Annotated in this window: 18 protein-coding genes; 4 read left to right on the forward strand and 14 right to left on the reverse strand. The window is 54.0% G+C overall.

The features are described from left to right. Positions 1-35: 35 nt before the first annotated feature. Positions 36-1922, reverse strand: coding sequence for a glycerophosphodiester phosphodiesterase family protein (locus ACT3RU_RS15585; RefSeq protein ID WP_192528302.1), 1887 nt, complete (start codon positions 1920-1922; stop codon positions 36-38). A gap of 183 nt (positions 1923-2105) precedes the next feature. Then, the gene (gene acnB / locus ACT3RU_RS15590) at positions 2106-4709 is read right to left on the reverse strand and encodes a bifunctional aconitate hydratase 2/2-methylisocitrate dehydratase (RefSeq protein WP_087107353.1); all 2604 of its coding nucleotides are present in this window, start codon (positions 4707-4709) and stop codon (positions 2106-2108) included. A 496-nt stretch (positions 4710-5205) separates the two neighbouring features. Here acnB and ACT3RU_RS15595 point away from each other — a divergent pair, with 496 nt between their 5' ends. Beyond that, positions 5206-5862 (forward strand): MiaE family protein, encoded by a 657-nt coding sequence (locus ACT3RU_RS15595; protein WP_087107350.1) that lies wholly within the window; start codon positions 5206-5208, stop codon positions 5860-5862. 30 nt (positions 5863-5892) lie between these two features. Next, positions 5893-9792, forward strand: a complete 3900-nt coding sequence (locus tag ACT3RU_RS15600; RefSeq protein ID WP_192528301.1) for an ATP-binding protein — start codon at positions 5893-5895, stop codon at positions 9790-9792. Here the strand turns inward: ACT3RU_RS15600 and ACT3RU_RS15605 are convergent. The 4 genes from ACT3RU_RS15605 to queC are packed head-to-tail and all read right to left on the reverse strand — an operon-like array spanning position 9789 to position 12263. Continuing rightward, positions 9789-10079 carry a YkgJ family cysteine cluster protein gene (locus ACT3RU_RS15605; protein WP_192528300.1) on the reverse strand — a complete coding sequence of 97 codons (291 nt, stop codon included), beginning with the start codon at positions 10077-10079 and terminating at the stop codon, positions 9789-9791. The two genes, ACT3RU_RS15600 and ACT3RU_RS15605, sit on opposite strands and share 4 nt — an antisense overlap. Further along, the gene (locus ACT3RU_RS15610) at positions 10076-10909 is read right to left on the reverse strand and encodes a 6-carboxytetrahydropterin synthase (protein ID WP_192528299.1); all 834 of its coding nucleotides are present in this window, start codon (positions 10907-10909) and stop codon (positions 10076-10078) included. Before ACT3RU_RS15610 ends, ACT3RU_RS15605 begins: the two co-directional genes overlap by 4 nt. Beyond that, entirely contained in the window at positions 10909-11553 is a 645-nt protein-coding gene (queE, locus tag ACT3RU_RS15615) for a 7-carboxy-7-deazaguanine synthase (protein ID WP_192528298.1), read from the reverse strand. Before queE ends, ACT3RU_RS15610 begins: the two co-directional genes overlap by 1 nt. After that, positions 11553-12263 (reverse strand): 7-cyano-7-deazaguanine synthase QueC, encoded by a 711-nt coding sequence (gene queC / locus ACT3RU_RS15620; protein WP_087107341.1) that lies wholly within the window; start codon positions 12261-12263, stop codon positions 11553-11555. Before queC ends, queE begins: the two co-directional genes overlap by 1 nt. Positions 12264-12540: 277 nt before the next feature. Here queC and ACT3RU_RS15625 point away from each other — a divergent pair, with 277 nt between their 5' ends. Together ACT3RU_RS15625 and ACT3RU_RS15630 are read left to right on the forward strand one after the other, a co-directional pair. Further along, positions 12541-12957 carry an SRPBCC family protein gene (locus ACT3RU_RS15625; protein WP_192528297.1) on the forward strand — a complete coding sequence of 139 codons (417 nt, stop codon included), beginning with the start codon at positions 12541-12543 and terminating at the stop codon, positions 12955-12957. Beyond that, positions 12950-13615: a VTT domain-containing protein gene (locus ACT3RU_RS15630; protein ID WP_192528296.1), complete on the forward strand. Its 666-nt coding sequence runs from the start codon at positions 12950-12952 to the stop codon at positions 13613-13615. Before ACT3RU_RS15625 ends, ACT3RU_RS15630 begins: the two co-directional genes overlap by 8 nt. On the opposite strand, the gene ACT3RU_RS15635 is transcribed toward ACT3RU_RS15630, so the two are convergent. From ACT3RU_RS15635 to ACT3RU_RS15670, 8 genes are all read right to left on the reverse strand, one after another. Continuing rightward, the gene (locus ACT3RU_RS15635) at positions 13612-13851 is read right to left on the reverse strand and encodes a DUF2789 domain-containing protein (protein ID WP_087107336.1); all 240 of its coding nucleotides are present in this window, start codon (positions 13849-13851) and stop codon (positions 13612-13614) included. The two genes, ACT3RU_RS15630 and ACT3RU_RS15635, sit on opposite strands and share 4 nt — an antisense overlap. A gap of 69 nt (positions 13852-13920) precedes the next feature. Then, positions 13921-14991 (reverse strand): asparaginase, encoded by a 1071-nt coding sequence (locus ACT3RU_RS15640; RefSeq protein ID WP_192528295.1) that lies wholly within the window; start codon positions 14989-14991, stop codon positions 13921-13923. Between the two features lie 66 nt (positions 14992-15057). Continuing rightward, complete coding sequence (locus tag ACT3RU_RS15645) at positions 15058-16257, reverse strand: MFS transporter (RefSeq protein ID WP_087107331.1); 1200 nt, start codon at positions 16255-16257, stop codon at positions 15058-15060. Between the two features lie 9 nt (positions 16258-16266). Continuing rightward, a complete protein-coding gene (locus ACT3RU_RS15650) occupies positions 16267-16770 on the reverse strand; it encodes a hypothetical protein (protein WP_192528294.1) in 504 nt (167 codons plus the stop codon). A 78-nt stretch (positions 16771-16848) separates the two neighbouring features. Then, positions 16849-18102, reverse strand: a complete 1254-nt coding sequence (locus tag ACT3RU_RS15655; protein ID WP_192528293.1) for a DEAD/DEAH box helicase — start codon at positions 18100-18102, stop codon at positions 16849-16851. 322 nt (positions 18103-18424) lie between these two features. Next, the gene (locus ACT3RU_RS15660) at positions 18425-18922 is read right to left on the reverse strand and encodes a PqiC family protein (RefSeq protein ID WP_318779705.1); all 498 of its coding nucleotides are present in this window, start codon (positions 18920-18922) and stop codon (positions 18425-18427) included. Positions 18923-19028: 106 nt separating this feature from the next. Beyond that, the gene (gene pqiB / locus ACT3RU_RS15665) at positions 19029-20702 is read right to left on the reverse strand and encodes an intermembrane transport protein PqiB (RefSeq protein ID WP_192528291.1); all 1674 of its coding nucleotides are present in this window, start codon (positions 20700-20702) and stop codon (positions 19029-19031) included. Continuing rightward, positions 20702-22006, reverse strand: a complete 1305-nt coding sequence (locus tag ACT3RU_RS15670; RefSeq protein WP_318779704.1) for a PqiA/YebS family transporter subunit — start codon at positions 22004-22006, stop codon at positions 20702-20704. Before ACT3RU_RS15670 ends, pqiB begins: the two co-directional genes overlap by 1 nt. Positions 22007-22064: the final 58 nt, after the last annotated feature.

A 22064-nucleotide genomic window follows, 5' to 3' on the forward strand; every position in this document is an offset into this window, starting at 1 on the left:
CGAAATGAGCTGTCAGTGGCGTGTTTAAGTACACGTCACTGACGTAGCCAATTGCGCAGCTTCACCAACAGAAGCTCCCCATCGCTTAACGCTCGCCGCTCTTCAATCAATTCGCGTAAACGCGCGGGATAGTCGGTAATAATTGCATCAACCCCTAAATCGATCAGTGTAGACATTCTTGCCCGGTCATTGACTGTCCAGGCGTGTATCTCATAGCCATAAAGCGCTGCAAGACGCACTTCCTCTGCTGTAATACGGTTATGGCGAAGTCCCAAGGCATCGAAGCTTCGGCGGTCCAGCGTGCCTGGCAGGATTAATTGTGCCAGCAGTGTGACGCGTAGTTCAGGCGCTTGGCGTTTGATGTGGGCAGACAGTGATGGCGTCATCGTGGCTACCCGCATCTCCAGCATTGCGTTGGGAAAGCCGCACTCGCCATAAGCTGTTATAGGATGACTGCTTTTAGCCCAGCAGGCATAGCGCATATCGGTCTCAGCACGCAGTAGGGCAATGACTGCATCAGCAAGTGCTTGTTCCTCGCCGGGCAGTGCCTTCATGTCGATCATCAATCCGGCATGGCCACGTACGCGTTCAAGTACCTCATCCAGGCCTGCGATAGGCTCGTTTTGAAAAGCATCACCGAACCAACTGCCTATGTCGTACTGACTAAGCTCTTCACGCGTTAAGTCGCCGAATTCTCTGTTATCACCGGTTAATCTTGCCAGGCTTCGGTCATGGTAAATCATGACCTGCCCATCGGCGGACAAGCGAACATCCAGCTCTACGGCGTCAGCTTTATCGATGATGGCCTGGTTAACCGCGGCCAGGGTGTTTTCGGGGGCGACCATTGAACTACCACGGTGCGCAAACACGTTTACATTGTCGCGTAGTTCAAAGCTGTTCAGGATCCACCAGGCTTGTAAGGCGGCCAGTAGCAATACACTAAGTTCAACCGCCCAGGCAAATCGGCCCGGGAGGACGATTTTTGATGGAGGGGCAGGGCGCACCTTGTGATGCGCTAACTGAAGGTACAAACAAGCAGAAAGCAGTGCGTTAGCCGCAATACCGATAAAGGTAACGGCGAGGGTTAACAGCAGATAGCCTGTTAAATAGGCAAACATGATGGGAATTAGAAAAGTGTTGTGTTCTGGTAGCCACCAGAGAAGCGGCGTTACCAGCGCATCAAAGGCGATGGTGGTGATAACAGGTAGTGCAATAATGAGCAGTAACAGGATGAGTACGGCCGCGCCAATGGAGCGGTGCCAGCCTTTGGCTAAATGAAAACTGTGCGTCAGGGCGCGTAACGGGCTGTAGTTATCAAGCGCTACTAAAGGAAGCGCTAACAGCCAGCGCAGATAAAGCCAAGCCGCTAAGCTTAGCCAAATCACCACAAGCGGCAGCGCGCAGGCAATAAAATACCAAAGCACTGGCGGCATGACACGCTGTAAATAGTAAGGGTCCAAGCCGCTTAGCCAAACACTATAAAGCCATGCAAGTGCGGCCATGAAAGGGGCCAGCAGTAAAAGGTGCGTGCCCACCTGTAACACGACTAACCCTGCCAGTGCGGGGAGGCGACGAACGCTTAACCAGAGTGCATCAAACGCAAGCCGGTAATGATTGCCGTGAGGCCGAACGGCGACCTGGAGCATGCCAGCCTGTTGCCAGTAAAGTATAAGAAAAGTAAAGACCAGGCCGACCAGCATGCAAGCAAGGCCCAAGGGGCTAAACAGCAGGCTGATTAGCTCGTCATTGGTGATCACTGTACGTTTTAATTGGGCAAGCAGGCCTTGGGTTATCCACCCAATCAGGGGTAATAACAGGGCAGAGGCCAGTAAGGTAAAAAACAAATGATAGGCGATCAAGGGGCGTAGATGATCGCGCAGTGTCTTCATTAAGGCCGAGCCAAGATGTGTCAGTGGCTGCATTGTCTTTTAAATCATAAGGATGAACTAACAGAGTGGCAGTATCCGGAAGCCCTCGCAAGTCGCCGACATCTTGCGGTAATAAAAACGCCCCACAACGAGAGGTTGCGGGGCGTTCGGTCATCGTCTCAGAATTAACGGAATTTCATTAAGTCTGTGATGGTGCGAGCATCGGCGATAGGATGGTTACGCTTCTTGAGCAACCGGAATCACGTTTGAGGCGATTTTCTGATACTCCTCAATTTCGTGGAAGTTCATATAACGATAGATCTCTCCTGCCATGGCGTCAAATTCACTCATGTAACGCTGATACTCTTCAACGGTTGGCAGGCGACCTTCCACCGCGGCAACCGCGGCGAGTTCCGCCGAGGCAAGGTACACGTTGGCACCATCGCCCAAACGGTTCGGGAAGTTACGTGTAGACGTAGACACAACGGTGCTTTTTGCAGCAACGCGCGCCTGGTTACCCATACACAGTGAGCATCCCGGCATTTCCATACGCGCACCGGCACGACCATAAATGCCGTAGTAACCCTCTTCGGTCAGCTGGTGCTGGTCCATTTTGGTCGGCGGTGCCAGCCACAGGCGAGTTTTGAGGCTGCCTGCAGGCTGCTTTTCAAGTAGTTTACCCGCTGCGCGGAAATGACCAATGTTGGTCATGCACGAGCCGATAAATACTTCATCAATCTTCTCGCCCGCTACGTCTGACAGCAAACGAGCATCGTCAGGATCGTTAGGCGCGCAAAGTACTGGCTCTTTAATCTCGGACAAATCAATTTCGATGACTTCGGCGTATTCGGCATCCGCATCGGCACGCATCAGGCTCGGGTCGGCAAGCCACGCTTCCATACCTTCGATACGACGACTAATCGTACGCTCATCGCCATAACCGTTAGCGATCATCCACTTCAGCAGTGTGATGTTGGATTTCAGGTACTCGGTAACGCTCTCATCAGACAGCGTAATAGTACAGCCAGCGGCAGAGCGCTCAGCAGAGGCATCGGAAAGCTCAAATGCCTGCTCGACCGTTAAGTCTTCAAGCCCTTCAATTTCCAGCACGCGGCCAGAGAACGCATTCTTCTTGTTGGCCTTATCAACGGTCAGAAGACCTTGCTTGATGCCGTAAAGCGGAATGGCGTGAACCAGGTCGCGCAGGGTAACGCCAGGCTGACGCTTGCCTTTAAAGCGCACCAGTACGGATTCCGGCATATCCAGCGGCATAACGCCGGTGGCAGCAGCGAAGGCCACCAGGCCAGAACCAGCCGGGAACGAGATGCCCAGCGGGAAGCGGGTGTGCGAGTCGCCGCCGGTGCCTACTGTATCTGGCAACAGCATACGGTTCAGCCAGCTGTGGATGATGCCGTCGCCAGGACGCAGCGATACACCGCCGCGGTTCATAATGAAGTCAGGCAGTGTGTGGTGAGTGTCCACGTCAACCGGCTTCGGATAGGCCGCCGTGTGGCAGAATGACTGCATGACCAAGTCCGCTTGGAAGCCCAGGCAGGCCAGGTCTTTCAGCTCGTCCCGGGTCATCGGGCCAGTAGTATCCTGGGAGCCGACCGTGGACATTTTAGGTTCGCAGTACATGCCCGGACGAACGCCTTCCAGGCCGCACGCCTTACCGACCATTTTCTGCGCCAGGGTAAAGCCCTTGCCAGTGTCTTTGGGCTGATCCGGCAGGCGGAATACGTCAGAAGGCTCAAGGCCAAGAGACTCACGTGCTTTGCCCGTCAGGCCACGACCGATGATCAGAGGAATACGGCCGCCAGCACGTACTTCGTCCAGGATCAGCTGAGTTTTCAATGCAAACGTGGTGAGCACTTCATCAGTACCGTGCTTGCACACCTTGCCTTCGTAGGGGTAGACGTCGATGACATCGCCCATTTCCAGCTTTGATACGTCCAGTTCAATCGGGAGTGCGCCAGAATCTTCCATGGTGTTAAAGAAGATCGGAGCAATTTTGCTACCAAAACAGAAGCCGCCAGCGCGCTTGTTGGGAACGTAAGGGATATCGTCACCAAAGAACCACAGCACGGAGTTAGTGGCTGATTTACGTGAAGAGCCCGTACCCACGACATCACCGACATAAGCAACCGGGAAGCCTTTGGATTTGACTTCCTCAATTTGCTTGAGCGGACCCATAGAGCCCGGTACTTCAGGCACAATGCCGTCACGCTCGTTTTTGAGCATGGCATTGGCGTGCAGCGGGATATCGGGGCGCGACCAAGCATCGGGTGCTGGTGACAGATCATCAGTGTTGGTTTCACCCGGCACCTTAAAGACGGTCAGGGTGATTTTTTCTTCTAAAGCAGGCTTGGAAAGGTACCACTCTGCTTCTGCCCAAGACTGAATAACGTCCTTGGCAACGCTGTTACCCTTTTTGGCACGCTCTTCAACATCATGAAAGGCATCAAACATCAGCAGGGTATGCTTGAGCTGTTCGCCGGCTTCACGCGCTAACTCTTCGTTATCCAAAAGTTCTACCATGGATACGATGTTGTAGCCGCCTTGCATGGTGCCCAGCAGCTTAACCGCGTGGATTTTATCGATCAGCGGAGAGGTTGCTTCGCCCTTGGCGATTGCAGTAAGAAAGCCCGCTTTTACATAAGCGGCTTCATCGACGCCCGGCGGAACCCGGTTGGTGATCAGATCAAGAACAAATTCCTCTTCACCCGCCGGTGGGGTTTTTAGCAGCTCAATTAAGGCGGCAACTTGCTCGGCGTTTAGAGGCTTGGGTGGTACGCCTTCAGCGGCGCGTTCCTCGACATGTTGGCGATATGCTTCAAGCACGTTGGGGCCCTCTCATCTGCTTTATGGTGGCGAGCACACATTTTCACGGTGTTTGAGCGTGCGCTCGGACACATGACATACGCTTGGAAACAGCGTCTGGTTGGATGACACGGATTCTACGGCAAACTGTCGACAATGTTAAGAAGAAGGCGAGAGGCAGGTGTTGTACTTTATGTTGATACACAAAAAATACCGCTTTAAAGGCCTGTGTTTTGGCCGTTTGGGACACTTTCTGGCAGGGTGTGATGGGCCTGAGCATGCTAAAGGTGTGATCGCGGTTGCGCCGCGTTACCATGGCTTGGACGCTATAACGTTACGGTTGCTTTCCACGTTGAGCTAACCTCACAGCGAAGCGTAGAGCGCCATTATTTCTATTAGCGGTGGCCAGCAATATGTACCCAAGAGACATGGCATTGTTCTTGCGGTTTGGGAACGGGGTGAACGCTATCGGCGTTTAAATATTGTACAATTGTGAAAAAATGCTCGGAAGAACGTTATGTCAATGCAATTGCCGGAATTAACACCCGCAGACCATAAACTTCAAGCAGATGACTTGTTGCCCGAAAGTTTAAATGAATTTCTTGCCTGTATAACGCCGGACAGCTGGCTTAAATGGGCGCTAGATAACCCCGAAATACTGCTTGTTGACCACGCTCAGTGTGAGAAAAAGGCCGCTTCGACGGCCATGAGCTTGCTGTATCGTTATGTAGACCAGCCTCTTTTATTGAGCAAAATGTCTCAGCTCGCCCGCGAAGAATTGCTGCACTTTGAGCAAGTTGTGGGTTTAATGGAAAAGCGCGGCGTTGAATACAAGCATTTAACCGCTTCCCGGTACGCTGAGGGCTTGCGACGTCATGTGCGCAGCAATGATCCAGAGCGTCTTATTGATATCCTCATTATTGGCGCCTTAATAGAAGCACGCAGCTGCGAGCGTTTTGCTCGCTTGATTCCTTACCTGGATGAAGAGTTGGCTAAATTTTATCGCACGCTGGTTAAGTCCGAAGGGCGTCATTTTGAAGACTACCTACTGCTTGCGCAGCAGCAAACTAACGCTTCCATTGATGAAAGAATTGCTTTTTTTGTGGCCCGGGAAGCAGAGCTGATAACGTCACCCGATACGGCTTTTCGTTTTCATAGTGGTGTACCCGCTTAATACACCACTAGCCCAGGCAGGATATGTAGCATGCGCGATACTCGTGAGTCTGATCAGCTAATCCTCTTTGGTCATTTTTCCCTCTCTCAGGGGGATGGTGTACTAACCCACTTTAGCTATGACAAAGTCAAAGCGCTGTTAGTCTACTTACTGCTTCACCGCCAGCCGGTGAACCGTGCGGTGCTCGCCGAGCTGTTATGGCCTGACCAGGGGCTTTCATCAGGCAGGACTAACTTGCGCCATGCCCTGCACTGCCTGCGTCATTCGCTCGGGGATAACGCTGATCAAGTCTTGAATGTGTCGCGCCAAACCATCGCTTTTAACCTGCCATCGACTTGGCGCATCGATTTACATGAACTGCAGCAACTGCTGGAAGGCCCCCGCGAATTAGCAACGCTCGAAGCGGTGCTGACCTGCTATCAGGGAGACCTCGTTGAGGAGCTCCAGCTAACCAACTGTAGCGAATTTCAGCGGTGGTTCGTACAAGTGCGCAACGAATGGCGTCAGCGTGTCATTCGCTTTGCTGAGCAGGTCCTGGAAGCCCATGAGGATGCGCCAGATGTAATGCTTGAAGGCTTGGTAAGCCGCTTTTCTGGTTACGCACCTTTTCATGAGCGCTTGGTGCGCCAGCTTGCCGAGCAGAACCAAATCGCTGCTGCTCACGAGCAATACAATGGTTATTTACAGTTATTAGCACTTTCGGGGCAGCAGCCTGAGCCCAGTTTTTTACAGCTCGCAAGCTATTGGTCGGATGGGCCGCATGATCCTCGTGCTATGTCCCCTCAGGGCGCTTTTTCGCGCGTATTGGCAGCGGACAGCAAGCCGCTACGCGACGATGAAATCGAGCTGCGCCAGCTCTCCGTGATGGCTATTCGGCTGCGCTTGAAGGGCGACTGGCAGGAGCGTGCAGCAGTGCGTAGCTGTCTGGCCTTGCAGCTGGAGTTACTGCGTTGGTTAGAGCAGCAGTGTCATCATCTGGGGGGATTCTGGTTACCTGGGGCAACCGGAGGACTCGGGCTCGCCTGTTTTGGTACACATGGGCCCGCACACCAGCTTGCGGAGCTGGTAGCGCTTTACGAACACTGTCAACATGCGCTGCCGCAAGAGTCGGCGCGTCATTGGGACAGGGAAGGTGAGCCGCCCGCCTTTGAGCTTGCCGCCGGTTTAAATAGCGGGCGGGTCGTCTATTTGGCAGAGCGTCAGCTAGCGGACCCTCTTGGTCAGGTGACGCAAGTTGCCTTGGAGCTAATGAGTGCGGCAGAGGGCAGTGAGCTGGTCATCTCTCAGGAGGCCAGCCAGCACATGCCCCCCGCGCTTGATCTACAGCCACGCCTGGTGTCTCGGCTGGTGGCAAGCGATGGGCGTATTCGCCTGCGCGCGCTGGTCTTGGGTCAAAATGAAGGGGGGCGTGATGCGCTACCGCCGAGTTTAGTCGGGCGTGAGGCCGCGCTGCGTACGCTCCGCGATGCCTTGGCGCGGGCGGGAATTGGGCTGCGCCAAAGCGTGCTTGTCCGAGGTGCTTCGGGCATGGGGAAATCTGCGCTCATGGTGGGCTTTCGTCAGCTTGAATTAAGTCGCGATGCCGCGATTTGTTGGCAGCCAACGACGCGATTATCTGTACTTGAACCTTACGGCATTGCCCGCAGCCTGGTGGCCTGGCATCTAAATGCGCCACCTGCACTGGATACCTTGCATGCCATGCAAACAACGCTGGGCTTGGGTCTTTTAGAAAAGAGCCGACAGCACCTACTTGAAGAAGCGCTTGGGGTTAGGGACGTTCAAGAGGTGGCGCAGCTTGCGCAAAATGGCGAGGCGGCGGAGCTGGTCGTACAGTTGTTACATCGCTTGATTGAGCAGCAATCCAGTGAACGTACGCTGGCGCTAATGATTGATGATCTTCAATGGGTTGATGAACCCTCCTTTAAAGTGCTGGCAGGCCTTCAGGCGCGCTTGCCTATCAATACGGCGTTTATGCTGATTGCCAGTCACCATGGACGTGAACCCTTACCGGTTAAGCTTCACTGGGACCAGCAGATCAATTTGGGCAAGTTGGATGTCCAGCAATCGTCACGCCTGCTTTCACAGCTGTCACGCCGCTACCGCATACATTTAAGCCCCCGGCTGCGTAACCAGATCATAGAGCGGTGCGATGGCGTGCCGCTTTACATGCAGGAAATTTGCCGACGCCTGGACATGGACCGTCGCGAAGGACGTAGTGTCCAATTTGATGAGCTGCCGAAGGGGTTGCTGGGCTTGCTAGCCAGCCGTATTGATCAGTTGGAGGCCGACCGCATTATTGCCCACGTGGCGGCAGTACTTGGCAAACGTTTCCGGCTGGATTTTTTGCTGGAGTGCAGTGGCTGGGAGCCCGCTCGACTAACGCAAGCGCTCGAGCATATGCGTCAGCTCGAGATCATTGAGCCCGTTAATAAAGAAGTCGGTGAGCAAGAGTACCAGTTTAGCCATCAGCTTCTTCAGGAAGCTGCCTATCTCTCCTGCCCGCGCGATGTACGCGTCAAACTGCATCAGCAGGTCGTCACGCTAATTGAAGAGCGTTTCCCCATGTGGATTAGTCGCCATCCTGGCGACTTTGCTGCGCACTTGCGTAGAAGCGGTCATTACGCGCGCGGCGCACGCTATTTTGAGCTTTCTGCTCGCGAGGCGCTAAAGGTCAGTGCTAACCGAACGGCGTTGCGGATGGCCGACGCAGGGTTGGCAAGCTTGCGCCATGTTGAGCATGAGATAGAGCGCGAGGTTAGCCTGCTTACGGTACGTGGGCAGGCCGCATTTTCCTTGGAAGGACACGGCTCACCCATCGCTCATGAAAGTTTTGTTCGCGCCCGAGAGCTACTGCGTGAGTCCGGCAGCGATATGTTGGATGACCCTGAAGAGCTTGAGCAGGTCTTTCTGGTTAAGTGGGGGCTCTGGGTAGGGCGCAGCCAGCGCTATGCGCATGCCGATGCGTTTGCGCTTGCCTCGACGCTTGCGGATATCGCGGAGCGACTGGAAGACCCGCGCTATCGCCGTTTAGCGGATTATGCACGCGCTCAATGCGAGTACTGGGCAGGGCGTATCCAGCAGGCCCACGATCATCTGGATGAAATTGATCCGTTCAATGCGCAAATGATGATTGAGTGGTTACCGTTCTCTGATCACCCGCAGGTAACGGCAGCGTGTTTTCAAGGCTGGGCGCTCTGTTTACGGGGCGACTATCAGCGTGCAGAGCGGCAAGTATCGGCAGCGCTTCGGTTGGCGGAAAAAATTGGCCATCCAGGCACGCTGGCAATGTCGCTGTTATTCGCGGCTTCACTCTATCGTCAGTTAGGGCATGTGCACTTGGCGGCGCGCCAGGCGGAGAGGGCGGCAGCCATGACCGTCACGCCCGACTTGCAATTATGGCAAATCTCGGCCCAGGCGGTGTTGGGATGGCAGCGCGCATTGGCAGGTGATCAAGGGGGGCTTGCACAAATACGCGAAAGCCTTGAGCGGATGACCGAGCTTAAAGGGAGCGACCGCTACCAGCGCCCCTCATTATGGTATATCGATGCCTGTATTGAGCTGGGTGAGCTTGATGTCGCAGAAGACTATTTGGATCAATGCCTTGTGATCGCCCGTGAGCGTACTACGCTGTTTTTGCCTGAGCTAGCGACGCTGTTGGCGAGCGTTCGGCACCAGCTTGGACATCCAGCGAACGAGGTTAGGGCGCTTGCCGAGATGGCCATCAGCCAGTCCCGAGAAAATGGGAACCGCCACCAGGAGCTGGCGGCCCTTGAGTTATGGTTGATGCACATTGAGCCGGGCGACCTTAACGCCAAAGAGGCGTTCCGGCATTTGCTGAATGATGTTAGTCATAGTGATGCGCCGGTGCTGGTACGTTGGGTGAGCCTGCTGGATCGTCGTTTGACCCAGCCTGCGGGCGTAGAAGGTTAGGGGTATCCAGTTTCTGTTTCGAGGTGCGCAAGGGTGGCGAGTGCCTGATCACGGTGCTCGCCACAAACGCTGGCATCAAAGTTAAAGTTGGCGCATACGGCGGGGCGGCTTGTATCGCCAAAAAGCCGACATAGATTCTGCTCATCCAGCTGAATGCAGCGAACCCCGGCAGGCTTGCCTTGAGGCATCCCAGGAATCGGTGAGCTGATGGATGGCGCTATACAGCACGCCCCACAACCCGCTCGGCAGCCTTCGCTTTGCTTAACGATAATGCCTGCCTCACTCATGGCGTAAATTCCGCAAAGGCGCCTTTGTTAATCCCCTCGAATGCTTGAACATGTGTTGCGTGGCCGCTTTCATCGGCGATGCTACGTGCCAGCCAGATGGCGATATTCTCTACGGTAGTGGGGCCTGGTAATACCGCGCAGCGGTCTGTTGGCAGGCGAATGGCGAAGTCTCCCTGGGCTGCCTGGTAACGACAGGTCAAGAACACATCGTCCTGGTGTTCAATATCCGCTTGCTCAAGTAGGTAGCGGTTATCCAGCCAGTGTGCCCAGCGAGCTTCCAGCTCAGGTTGGCGCGTGCCCGATTGCCAAACAGAGAGCCTGGAGCGGTGGCCGTGGGCAATACGTTGGCAGTTGCCCTGGTGCCGTTTAAGGCCATGGCTATAGCCATAGGCTGCTCCGGTCGTAGCTTCATCACTTAACGTTAGCGTGACACGGTCAACGTTGACGGGGCGCTGCGCGGTCAACTCGCCACTTAAATACGCCGCTACCTGTTCAAGCGTAATAGATGCCCAGGGAAGCAGGCTAAAGGCTTCGGCAGGCCCACGTACTTCCATGGGGTAAGGTGTTTCGGTGCGAACGCAGAGGCCTTCCTCGCAATCAGTAATGCTTACACCGGGTGCCTGCGTGGGCACCAGAAGCGTATGGTCGAGACCGCTGTCCAGGGTGTGTTTGATCCAGGGCTTTACCTCGCCAAAATCAAATAGCATGCCGTCTTCACCCAAGGCGCCTTCAAGGAGCGCATCTACTTGCCAGCTGCAGCCGATGAGTCCGCGCGTTGGGCACCAAACAGAGACATCCATATGGGTTAACTGATTTACAAATAAAGCCATTAGTCAAACCCTGCGATTTTGTGAATTTGAAGCGTAAGGCGCCACTGTGGGTTAGCCATACAGTAATCCGTTGCCTGAGCGATGGTGTCGGACTGCAGCCCTAACGGGCTTACATCCATGGGCTGCAAAAAGAAGTGAGTAAACGCAAGGTCTTCAAATGCAGGAGGCAGAGCATTAGCCTGCGGATAAACAAGTTTTAATTCATTTCCCTGAGTAATGGCCAAAGGATTACTACCTTTAGGGCTAACGCACAACCAATCAATACCGGGAGGGGGAAGCAACGTACCGTTCGTTTCAACGGCTACTTCAAAGCCCTGCTGGTGTAGCTTGTCAATTAACGGTGTATCCAGTTGGAGCAGCGGCTCACCGCCGGTAAACACCACATAAGGGGTGGCATTCGCGCTACCTTTTGGCCAGAGCGCATTAATATGCGCAGCCAGCTCGGCCGCTGTCGCGAATCGCCCGCCGTTTTGTCCGTCAGTGCCGATAAAATCGGTATCGCAAAAGGTACATTTTGCATGAGCGCGATCCACTTCACGGCCTGACCACAAATTACAGCCGCTAAAACGGCAAAAAATGCTGGCACGACCTGCTTGTGCGCCTTCGCCCTGTAGCGTGTAAAAGGCTTCTTTAACGTGATACATCAGCGGTTCACCTGAGCTGTCGCATCGTAAGCCAAGGGGTCAAGGGCATTGTTAGCGGCAAAGGCGCCCAAGCGCTCTCGGCAGCTGCCGCACTGACCACACGCTAATGCGCGGCCCTCATAGCAGGTCCAGGTATGCTGGTAATCAAGCCCCATGGATAAGCCATCGCGTAAAATATCCGCTTTTGATGAGTGTAGGTAAGGGGCGTGCAGCGTAACGTGCTCAAAGTTGGCAATGCCCGCCACGTGGTTCATGGCATCGACAAACTCGGGACGACAATCCGGGTATAAAACATGGTCACCGCCATGGGCGCCATAATCCACGCGCTCAGCGCCTATGTTGACCGCTTTGGCAATCGCCAGAGACAGTAAAATCATATTGCGATTGGGAACGACAGTGGCACGCAAATTATCATCTGCGTAGTCACCCGTCGGCATGGCTTGGTCGGCGTTGGTCAGCGCAGAATTGTCGATCAAACCGTGAATGGCTCGAATATCGACCACCTGGTGAGGAATGCCCAACTGCCGGCACACCTGCGTGGCCACATCCAACTCGCGCGCGTGACGTTGGCCATAGTCAAAAGATAGCGCGTGGACCTCCAGCCCTTCACGCAGTGCGCGGTGAAGCACCGTATAGGAGTCCATGCCGCCGGAATAGATAACCACGGTCGCTGTCGGTGACGCAGGAGGGAGAGAAGACGTACTGGACATAAAATAGTGCTCGCTGTCGGAGAATTTTTCGTGCGCGATAAGGCTGCACGGAGTGCCGGGGTCCGGTCCGGGAGGGCGGCAGTTTACGCAATGAGAACGTATCTGACCAGCCGTAGTCTGAATGATCGTCTCTCTTTATTCGTCATTCCCGATAAATTGAGCAGCATGCTACGCTCATTGTTTTGCTAAGCTTATCGTTTCCAGCGGTTACAGAGGGTGCTTCGGTTTACGGGTAGCTTAGCGGTTAACAGTTAGTTTTCAGCGGTTCGAGGGAATCATGGCCACCATAGAGCACAGTGAAATTGTTAAAGCATCACCTGAGCGCGTATTTGAGTTATTGCGCCGCGTGGAAGATTTTGCTGATTATTCTGATTTAATACGTTCCATTGATGTATTGGGGGACGATCGCTATCGTTGGCATGTTCGTGCAGTAGGTATGGACTGGGCATTTGATGTGGAAGTGACTGAGATCCAAGCACCCCACACGCTGGCTTGGGAGTCGCTTGATGGGGTGAAAAATCAGGGGCGCTACCGGCTGAGTGAAGTGCCAGAAGGAACGGAAGTATCGCTCACGCTTGGTTATGAAATTCATAATCGCTTTATGGAAAAAGCCGTTAATAAAGCAGCGAAACCGCTCGTAGGTAAAGTGAGCCGGCAAATTCTTGAGCGTGTTGAGGCCAGGCTGAATGCGTAATGCCTTTCGTCTTGTGTGGCGTTTGGCGATAGCCGTTGGCATTATAGCCGTACTGGCGTGTGTGTGGTTTTGGCACTCGCCGGATTTAATGGCGGTCAGGCATACCGTTGACGAATGGACGCATCATCCTGCAGTAGTGGTTGGGGTGGTTGTTCTTATGGCCGTTACCCTGGCCGCAGGGTTGCCCGGGAGTATTGGCTTTTGGCTAATCGCACCCTTTTACCCACCTATAGTTGCCACCATTATGCTGACACTTGGGAGCGTGGCGGGCGCGTTTGGTGGCCATCAGTTAGCGGCACGTACCCGTACCGCATGGCAGCCCAAAGGGCTAACCCTAAAGGTCATGCAAACGCTTCAGGACAGGGGAGATTTATTAACCCAGTGCGCACTTCGTGTCTTGCCGGGTTTTCCTCACGCGGTGATCAATTTTGCAGCTGGGCTAAGCCGTGTTCCACTGCCGATTTTTCTTCTTGCGGCAACGCTAGGCCTATCGATTAAGTGGGGCGTATACAGCAGCGCTATTTATGGGGCGCTTGAAGCGTTAGAGGAAGAAAATGCACTTCAGTTTGAGGTGCTGCTACCGCTTGTTGCTCTTACGGTACTATTGCTTGCCGGTGCTTGGGTCAGGCGCCGCTCGAAAGCGGCGCCAGCGCGTTAGCTTCCATGGTGCATGGCGGCATCCAACCGGTCGACTAGCTCTGCCCAATCAGCGTCGTCTTCAATGGCTTCACGAAGAAATTCCGCTTGGCCTTCATTCCAACAGGGCGCATCGGAAAGCACCATCTCCTTGGGTAAAGGGCGATGGCGCTTGATGAAAACTTCAATCGACTCAGCGTCTGATAGCAGGCCCAGTTGTTCGAAAAGATCACTAAAAAGATGTACCGGTTTTTCCATAATTACGCGCTCCGCCAATTGGTTAGCATTGATTAAACATAGCGTAGATTATGGATATCACCACGGTTATTAGCGTTCGCCGACTAATGAAGCGAGGAAGCGTTGCCGCTGTGTCTCTACATCAAGCGGTTGAGCCAAAAGATGGACCAGTTTGGTAAAGGTGGCTTCTGGTGTCATGGCATCGCCTGAGAGCACGCCTGCATCTGTTAACCCCTCGCCCGCAGCGTACGCTCCCATATGAACGCTGCCTTCAGGGCAAAGGCTTATCGCCGCTAGCAATTTTCCCTCACCGGCTGCGCTAGCCAATACACTCAATAAGGCTGGATCGTTAGGCAGATTGCCCGCTCCCCAAAGCTGGATAACAGCGCCTTTAACGCGTGAATCTCCAAGCCAGGCTTCCAGTTGCCAAGCGGCCAAACCGGGCCAGAGCGCGATACGAACCACTTCGCCTTTATCCAACCCTTGGTAGCCGGGGAGTTCAAAGCGTGGCGCGCCACGCTGTAGAAAGGCAAGCCCACGGCTTGGATAGTAAACAAAGTCATTGCCTACTCGCTCACCAAGTAGCGGATAACCTTGAGAGGTGAAGGCTGTTAGTGCGTCGCTGTGCAGCTTTATAGCTCGTACGCCACGCATTAACCGGTTTGCAAAATAAATAGCGACTTCCTGAAGCTCGGCGTTTGCCGCAAATCGCAGCGCGCCATGAATATTATCAAGGGCGTCGCTGTTTGGTGCTTCCAAGGGGCGCATTGCGCCGGTTACAACGACGGGGCGCTCTACGCCTTGCAATTGATAGGCAAGGCTGGCGGCCGTCCAGCTAAGCGTATCGGTACCATGAATCACGACAAACCCCCGGTAATCCGTTAACCGGGTGGCGATGTCGCTAGCTAACTGCTGCCACTGAAGTGGGGTCGCCGCGCTGGAATCAATCAGCGTGGTATAACTAATAACATCATAAGCAGGAAGCGATTGCTGTTGGGCAATGGGGAGCTTGCCAAACGCGGTCGCCATACGTTGGGTAAAGTTCGCACCGGGCGTCAGCCCATTGGCACCTTGCTGCATGCCGATGGTGCCGCCCGTATAAATAACCAAAATGCGTTCGTGGGTGGGAGCCGTTGCGGTTAAAGGAGAGAAGCTACTCATCACGGATTTCCTGGCGTAAATATTTGAAGGCCAAGCACTAGAACTCCTGTTTGATTCCAGTGCAGGTTAGTAGCGGTGAACCTGAAGCTTGCCGCTTTGATCGTCCAGCTGGCGCGTGCGGCCAGCCAACAGGGCGAATCCACAGCAAACACCAACCAACAAGATCAAAAGCCAGGCAATCTGGTCAGCATGAACGCCGGATTGGAGCAGCAAGCCGACACTAAAAGGCCCAATAGCGGCAATGGTATATCCTCCGCCTTGTACCAAACCGGAAAGTTGTCCTGCAAGGCGTGATGTCGCCGTTCTTAATACCAGCAGGCTAAGGGCCAGACTAAAACTGCCGCCTTGGCCAAGGCCTAACAAGATGGCGCCAGGCCATTTCCAGGCTAAGGGCGCTATAAGTAGCAGCCAAAGCCCTAGGGCCGTACTAAACAGTACGAGCAAGAGCGCCGGACGCTGGTCTGACCCCATGCGGGCAAGCCAGGGCGCCCCCAGTGCTGAAACGAGTTGACACATGATCGAAATAGCCATTGTCCAACCCGCGCTGGCCTCATCATAGCCACGATCGACAAGCAGCGTTGGCAGCCACCCAAAAACGATATATGCCATGGATGATTGAATGCCCATGAACAGCATGACTTGCCACGTGAGCGGTTTGCGTAAAAGTTTAAGAAGCCCCGAAGATGGCGGCTGAGGCATACCATGAGAGATAGTCGAGGGCATTTGGCATTGCCAGAGAATAAGAGCAAACAGCGCCAGTAACGACCAGCTCATCAAACTTGCCTGCCAACTGCCCAGCCACTCTGTCAGCGGCACGCTAAGTCCCGCCCCCAACGCACCACCCAGACAGAGCGCCATCGTGTAGAGGCCAGTCAAAAGATCAGCACTTTCGGGTAGCTCGCGTTTCACCAGTGCGGGCAGTAAAGTGCCGCTAATGCCTATGGCGGCGCCCGCCATTGCTGAGCCTATAAATAGGACGCCGGGCAACGGTAAACCGCGCAGAATCAAACCTGCAGCCAACAGTAATAGCGCAGCACTAAGCGCCCGCTCGCTGCCTAGCCGTTTTGCTAAAAGCGGCGCAATAGGAGCAGCCAAACCTAAAAACAGCACGGGGAGTGTTGTCAGTACGCCCGCAGCCGCGGGTGAAAGCCCGGCAGCTTCCTGAAGACGCGTAAGCAAGGGGGCCACTGAGGAGAGGGCGGGGCGTAAATTTAGCCCCACCACAACCATCAGTAAAATAAAGGTAACGGAACGTCGAGATAACATCAGTGCAGCCTACTTAAGATAAGGGCGTAAATCGCCGCGGACTGCATCCAGTAGCGTAATGAAGTGATAATCCTGTGGTGTTTCCATGGAGTCCACACGGACGCTAGTGCGCATACCTTGATTGATATCCAGCTTATCGAAAATCTCAAGTGTCACTTTCAGAGCAGGTTTATCACCTGGTGCCAGAATGCCATCTTCCAAGGTAAAGGTTTCGATTAGCGTGGCGCGCACGCGGGTGCTGTTTTCTTCGCTGAGTACACGGCGAATAAACAGCCAGCCTTCGCAAGGTAGCGCTACATTATCGTCACGCTCGCGTAGGAACAGCGTCCGGTAGCAAGCGCCTTCGTTAGCGGCTTTCTCCGCCATGCTGCGATAGGCTTGTATGACTTGCTTTGAAGAGGCGCGTGCATCTTCCAAGCGTTGCGCGATTCCCTGGTGTTCACGACTAAGCTGTTCTTGGCGCTGAAAACTGAGCCACTGCCGATATTCATTAATAAGTTGAGAAGATGACATGATCGCTCCCTGATAATGTAGTAGCCAACGTAGTGGAATATGCGAGGGCATAACCTTCGCATATTCCTTGTTAGCAGGCTAGCGGCGTGCGCGCCGACGGCGTTCGCCACTGGCATTTCCATTATCGCTAGTCGGTTTGCGCCGTGCTTGAGGTTGGCGCTGGCGGCGACCATTCTCAATGGGCTCTGGTTTGATAGTGGGGTCTGGCTCAAAACCCGGTTCTATATGTTTGGGTAGGTTTTGCTTGATCAGCCGCTCGATATTGCCCAGCAAACCATGCTCGTCCACACACACCAGTGACACCGCTTCACCATTGCTACCCGCTCGGCCTGTCCGGCCAATGCGGTGTACGTAGTCTTCCGCCACATTGGGTAGGTCGAAATTAACCACGTGGGGAAGCTCGCTAATATCCAGTCCACGTGCGGCGATATCCGTCGCGACTAATACTTGTAAGTCACCGCTTTTAAAAGCCCCCAGCGCGCGGGTGCGAGCACCCTGGCTTTTGTTGCCATGAATAGCCATGGCAGGGATATCCTGTTTTGAAAGCTGTTCGGCAAGTCGGTTGGCGCCGTGTTTGGTACGGGTGAAAACCAACACTTGGAACCAGCCGTGGCGCTGAATCAAATGTGCCAACAGCTCGCGCTTTTTTTCGCGGTCTACGCGATAAACCGCCTGAAGAATTTTCTCGGCGGTTGTGTTGCGTGGAGCCACTTCAATAAGGGCGGGGTTATTGAGCAATTGCTGCGCCAGCGTCTGAATTTCATTCGAAAACGTGGCGGAAAATAGCAGGTTTTGGCGCTGTTTGGGCACCAAGCGTAGCACACGTTTAATATCGTGAATAAAGCCCATATCCAACATACGGTCGGCTTCATCAAGCACTAGAATTTCGACGGCTGAAAGATCAACGTGGCCCTGCTGCTGAAGGTCCAGCAGGCGGCCAGGGGTGGCAATCAGTACGTCCAGGCCTGCTTTAAGTGCATCGACCTGAGGCTGTTGGCCTACACCACCAAAAATAGTGTGCGAGCGTAAAGAGACGTGCTTGCCATAGGTGGATACACTTTCGCCTACCTGAGCAGCAAGCTCACGAGTAGGCGTCAACACCAGCGCACGCACCTGGCGCTTGCCTGGGCGCTTTCCACCGGAAAGACGCTGTAGCATGGGTAGGGTAAAGCCGGCCGTTTTGCCCGTGCCCGTTTGGGCGCTTGCGAGCAAGTCGCGACCTTCTAAAACGACAGGAATGGCCTTTAATTGGATCGGAGTAGGCTGGGTATAACCTTGCGCCGTAATAGCGCGTAATAAATCTTCTTGCAGACCAAGTTCAGAAAAGCTCATGCGTTCTCCGCAGCCACCTAACAAGGCAACAGCTGCTTAAAAGCGTTGTTGCTAGGCGTAATTTTTCAAAAGGCGAGAATGGTTATCGTCGCGGTAGCAAAGTTTGCCAGGTCGCGATGATCGTTGATTAGCCACGTATGACCATAACGAAAAAAAGTGGTCAGTATGGAAGAGACGGGCATTAGACTGTGGGTGTTACGCTATCGCAACACCCAAAATATACCCGTCAGTGTAACATGAAGATTGCCTCAGACGGGCATACTTGTGGTGATTGGTTGGCGGGTTCTAAAGCGCCTTGGTTATTTCATCCCGCTTAAACCGGCTAATTGAAATAGTTACCCTGACGTATCTGGTCGGCAATTTGTCTCGCAACATCCTCCCAGCTAGCGTTTAGGGCACGTACTAGTGCGGGGTAGCCGTCCTCATCCAGTACCGTTTGCGCAGAAAAGCTCTTCATGGCCAACAGTTCATCACTTGGGCTGCGTAGCTGCCATTGCCCGGCCACAACCGCTAAACCATCGTAGCGGCCTTGAAATCGATCAACATCAAGCCGCAGGGTGAGCGCTTCAGGTTGGCTGCTGTCATCACGGACTACGCGAATAAGCGGTAGCTCTTGCGACAACTGTGTCCGTAAACTGCGTGCAAGCTGTCGGTCGATGCTTTCAGCCCATTGGTGCTCTCGCGCCTGGTTCAACGTAATGTCATCCAGTTGCATGACGATGCCATCGACGTCGAGATAGTGAGCAAGGCGTGGCGAGCGCAGCTGTAGCGTGCCTTGGGGGCTACTTGGTGTATTGGCCAGCCCGTTACTGGGTAGCATGTAACGCGCCGGGGGCGTCACACTACTTGCGCAAGCAGACAGTATGAGCGATAGGGACATTAGCAATAAGGATTTTAAAACGAGTATACGCATAATAGTCCCCTGTTTAGCGCGGTGCACGCGGTATAGGATCTTGAGTATCCAGATTATCAAACAGCAGCGCCCGCGGATTATCGTTCAGTGTGCGGGTTAGTGGTTGAAGATCGCGCATTAATCGATCCAGGCGCTCGATAGCCGACGTCAGATCCTGGTAAGCCGGCGAGGAAGGCGACACGCCCTGAAGCGTGCTTTGAAGCTCATTAAGCGTAGCATTGAGGTTGCCGCCTACTGCACGAGTTTCAGGGTCGCTTAAAAGCTGATTGAGCGACTCGCTGACACCACGGACTTCATTAAGCATGCTTTCAGAGGCTTGTAAGCTACTGTCCAGGCCCGCCAGTAAGGGCTCCACTTCAAGCGCGTTCAGCTTGTCGAGTAGATCGGTAATTTGGGATTGGATTTGGGAAAAACCACCCGACACCGTGGGGAAAACCGTGCGGCCAGAGAAGGTCGACGCGATGTAGTCCTCTTCGGTGTCTCGCTGAAAGTTTAGGTCCACAAATAAAGCGCCGGTTAGCAGGTTACCGTTTTTAAGCGACGCACGAAGGCCAAGCGTAAACATGCGGTTAAAGCGTTCTTCCCACACTTCCAAATCAATATCCGAATTCTCGATGCCAAGCCGCTGGGGCTCAAGGCGAATGAGTACGGGGATGGCGAAGCTTGCGCGTGAGCTCGGTTGTGGTGATGTAAAGTTCCAAGGGACAGCGGCCACGGTGCCTATGCGAACACCTCGGAACTCGACGGGCGCACCGCGTGAAAGGCCGCGAACGGTGTCATCGACTAACAGAACGTATTCAAGGTACTGATTGAAGGTACCTTCGCGGGCATCATCCTCATCCCCGTACAGATTAAAGCTGGCGCCCGCTTCTACAGGACGTCCCATTGGCAAGTCTTCGGGCACCCCAAACGTGACGCCTCCTCCTAACAGGGTTTCAAGTGATTCAACGTTGACGCGAAAGCCGTTTGAATCAAGGCGTAGGTCAATGCCGCTTGAAGACCAGAAGCGGGTGCTGTCGGTCACCAGTAGCGCATAGGGCTCTTCGATAAATACCTGGTGATGCATGGTGCGTGATTCAGGGTCGAAGCTTGCTTCTTCAACGCGGCCCACCGTATAGCCCTGGTAGGAAACCGGGTCGCCGACACGCAACGAATTGCCGAGTTGACTAACGAGATTGATATTGAGACCGGCCATTCCGGCAGTGGCGACGGGGGGGACGTCGCTTACCGGAAAGTCACGCCGCTGTTCTTCAGAGCTTCCTGGCTCAAGCTGTATATAAGCGCCAGAGAGTACGGTGCCCAGGCCGCTAATCCCTTCACGCCCGATACGAGGCTTTACCACCCAAAAGAGGCTATCTTCACGCAACAAGGTTTCCGCCTGAGGCTGAATGCGTGCTGTAATCACAGCGCTGCCTAGGTCTTCAGAGAGCTGGACACTTTGCACGAGGCCGATTTCAACGTTGCGGCTGCGGATTGAGGTATTTCCCGCTTCGATACCTTCGGCGTTGTTCATGGTTAATGTGATAAGTGTGCCGCGGCTGGTGTAATTATCGTACACCAGCCATAACCCAATAATGATAGCTACAAAAGGCACAATCCAAATAGGGGAGATACGTGATTGCGGCGAAGGCCTGGCTTTGTTCATGTCAGGCTCTTGCTTGTTAGCTATGGGGGTGTCGTTACCCATTAATGGCTCCCAGAGTGGCTATTATTTGATGTGGACGCTGCCTTGGTAGGAGCATCCCATATTAAGCGGGGGTCAAACGTCATAGCGGCTAGCATTGTCAATACCACGACCGAGCCAAACGCTAGCGCGGCAGGACCTGGTGTGATCGACATAAGTGAGCCAGCGCGTATCAAGGCAACCAGAATAGCCACTACAAAAACATCAACCATCGACCATCGTCCGATAAATTCGGTAATGCGATAAAGCCGTGTGCGGCTTATGGTATTGGGTTGGCTGTTGCCTCGAACGACAGTACATAGCCATGAAAGCGCCAGCAGTTTACCGACAGGCACAATAATACTGGCAACGAAAATAACGGTGGCGACTGGCCATGAGCCCATCTGAATCAGTTCAACGACCCCTCCTATGATGGTGGAAGAGCTGCTATGCCCCAGGCTCGTCGTGGTCATAATAGGGTAAACATTCGCAGGGATATACATGATAGTCGCTGCGCCTAGCAGTGCCCAGGTGCGTTGTAAGCTATAGGGTAGTCGGGAGTGAAGTTTCTCATGACATCGAATGCAGCGAGATTTATGTCCTGGGGTGAGTGAATTGACAAGCCCACAGGTTGGACATCCTGTTAGGCGCTGGCTAGCGGCGGTTGCTCCTGTTTGGGTGCCCTCTGGCGCCAAGGGTTCTCCTTCGAGGGAAAACCACATCCAGTCGGCATCAATGGACTGGATGGTCATTAATAAAAGTACCGCAAAGATGCAAAAACCCCAGAAGGAGATGCCCAGCTCAATTTGCGCCATACCGGCTATTTTAATCAGGCTTACCAGCGCTCCTATAATAAAGACATCCGCCATCATCCAGGGCGTCAAGTGGGCAAGTGAGCGGGCTATGTCGCGACTATAGGCGAGTGGCTTGCCGTGTAAAAGCCCCAGCTGCAGCCAAATAACGCTAAGCAGATAAAGGGTTGGCAGCACAGCGATGGTCATGATGACGATAATGGCCACGACCGGTTGGTGAAAGGCAATTAACGTGGTGGCCGTTTGTGACAGCTCTATGCGATTACCGACGCCACTAACGCTGAAGCTTACAAACGGAAACGAAATAGCCACGATTAATGCAATTAATGCCGCAATGGCAAGTGCCATACTGCGCTGAGCGGGGTAGCGGTGGCGTTTTACGAGTACATGTGAGCAGCGCGGACAGCTGGCCTTTTCGCCCGAGCGTAATGGTGGCAGCGCGGATACCCAGTCGCACTCATGGCAGGCGCGTAAACGTCGACGCTGAACGCGAGACTCAGGTGGTTGCCGATCCACTAGAGGCGCATTAACGGAAAGCGAGGAATGCTTTAATAAACGGAAGTGGGGCAAAGGG

The sequence above is a fragment of the Halomonas sp. TP35 genome (assembly GCF_052375975.1).
In the GTDB taxonomy this organism is placed as follows: domain Bacteria; phylum Pseudomonadota; class Gammaproteobacteria; order Pseudomonadales; family Halomonadaceae; genus Vreelandella; species Vreelandella citrativorans.